General features: G+C 67.7%; 3 protein-coding genes. 1 reads left to right on the top strand and 2 read right to left on the bottom strand.

Translation table 11 applies throughout. The features are described 5' to 3' along the window. Both A7B20_RS21115 and dksA read right to left on the bottom strand, forming a co-directional pair. Positions 1–185 (bottom strand): FAD-dependent oxidoreductase (locus A7B20_RS21115; RefSeq protein ID WP_157937760.1); only part of this gene is annotated, 185 nt, incomplete at its 3' end. A gap of 120 nt (positions 186–305) precedes the next feature. Beyond that, positions 306–728: an RNA polymerase-binding protein DksA gene (gene dksA, locus A7B20_RS21110; RefSeq protein WP_102110541.1), complete on the bottom strand. Its 423-nt coding sequence runs from the start codon at positions 726–728 to the stop codon at positions 306–308. 182 nt (positions 729–910) lie between these two features. On the opposite strand from dksA, the gene A7B20_RS21105 reads away from it, so the two are divergent. Beyond that, positions 911–1,750, top strand: coding sequence for an AAA family ATPase (locus A7B20_RS21105; RefSeq protein ID WP_102110540.1), 840 nt, complete (start codon positions 911–913; stop codon positions 1,748–1,750). The last annotated feature ends 23 nt before the right edge of the window (positions 1,751–1,773 follow it).

Here is a 1,773-nt window from a genome sequence, read left to right as displayed (position 1 = left end):
AGGCCCAGCGCCCGCAGCACCGCCGCCCCGTTCGGCGAGACCTGGATCCCGGCCCCGGTGTCGCCGTCCAGCACCTCCGCCCGCTCCAGCACCCGCACCCGCGCGCCCTGCCGCGCCAGCGCCAGCGCCGCCGCCAGCCCCGCCACGCCGGCCCCCAGTACCGTGATCCGCCGTCCGTCGATCATGCCCGCCTGTCCGGCCTCCCTCTCCTGCCTTCGTCCCGGCGCGCGAAATGCCTGCCCCGAAAACGCGAGGCACCGGAGCGTCGCCGCCCCGGTGCCCCCGATCCTTCGCCGCGAACGACCTCAGTCGTCGCGGTGCACCTTCTCGCGCCGCTCGTGCCGCTCCTGCGCCTCGAGGCTCAGGGTGGCGATGGGGCGCGCATCCAGCCTCTTCAGCGAGATCGGCTCGCCCGTGTCCTCGCAATAGCCGTACTCGCCCTCCTCGATCCGCCGGAGCGCCGCGTCGATCTTGGCGACGAGCTTCCTCTGGCGGTCGCGGGTCCGCAGTTCCAGCGCGCGGTCCGTCTCTTCCGAGGCCCGGTCGGCGATGTCGGGAATGTTGCGCGTGCCGTCCTTCATGCCCTGGACGGTGCTCTTGCTGTCGTCCATGAGGTCGTTCTTCCAGGCCAAGAGCTTGCGGCGGAAATACTCGACCTGTCGCTCGTTCATGAACGGTTCGTCTTCGGCCGGACGGTAATCGTCGGGCAGAAATGTCTCTACCTTCATCGCGCTTCCCTCTCTAAGCCCCGGGGTGGTTTCGCACTCGATCTCTGCCATCCGGACTCTCCCCTCGGCGGTCAAATATCCGAACCCGCCCCGCTTGTCACTACTCTTCGCCGCGCCCATGATGCAATGTGACCCCTGCGCGCGCCGCAGATGAAAAAGCACGGGCAGAGGATTGATAGGCCATGAAATTCACCGGAACCGACGCCTATGTCGCCACCGAGGACCTGACCGTCGCGGTGAACGCCGCGGTGACGCTGGAACGCCCCCTGCTGGTCAAGGGAGAACCCGGCACCGGCAAGACCGAGCTGGCCCGCCAGGTGGCCGGCGCGCTCGGGATGCGGATCATCGAATGGCACGTGAAATCGACCACGCGGGCCCAGCAGGGGCTCTACGAATACGATGCCGTGTCGCGCCTCAGGGACAGCCAGCTTGGCGACGAACGGGTGCACGACGTCGCCAACTACATCCGCAAGGGCAAGCTCTGGCAGGCCTTCGAGGCGGACGAGCGCGTGGTGCTGCTGATCGACGAGGTCGACAAGGCCGACATCGAGTTCCCGAACGACCTGCTGCAGGAGCTCGACCGGATGGAGTTCCACGTCTACGAGACGGGCGAGACCATATCGGCACGGCACCGCCCCGTGGTCATCATCACCTCGAACAACGAGAAGGAGCTGCCCGACGCCTTCCTGCGCCGCTGCTTCTTCCACTACATCCGCTTCCCGGATCCCGAGACGCTGAAGCAGATCGTCCGCGTCCACCATCCCGGCATCAAGGAGGCGCTGCTCTCCACCGCCCTCACCCAGTTCTTCGAATTGCGCGAGACGCCGGGGCTGAAGAAGAAGCCCTCGACCTCCGAGGTGCTGGACTGGCTGAAGCTGCTCCTGGCCGAGGACCTGTCGCCCGAGGACCTGAAGCGCTCGGGCACCAACGCCCTGCCGAAGCTCCACGGCGCGCTCCTGAAGAACGAACAGGACGTCCAGCTGTTCGAGCGCCTCGCCTTCATGGCGCGCGGGCAGCGGTGAGCCGCGCCGCCCGACGCCCGTTC

This window comes from Oceaniglobus roseus, assembly GCF_002869745.1.
Lineage (GTDB): Bacteria > Pseudomonadota > Alphaproteobacteria > Rhodobacterales > Rhodobacteraceae > Oceaniglobus > Oceaniglobus roseus.
Note: the sequence above shows the minus strand (reverse complement) of the source record. Positions and strands in the feature narration are given on the sequence as shown.

Bases quoted from the DNA above. Each gene is read 5' to 3' on its own strand.
- dksA (WP_102110541.1), bottom strand. From the start codon at position 728: ATGAAGGTAGAGACATTTCTGCCCGACGATTACCGTCCGGCCGAAGAC.
- A7B20_RS21105 (WP_102110540.1), top strand. From the start codon at position 911: ATGAAATTCACCGGAACCGACGCCTATGTCGCCACCGAGGACCTGACC.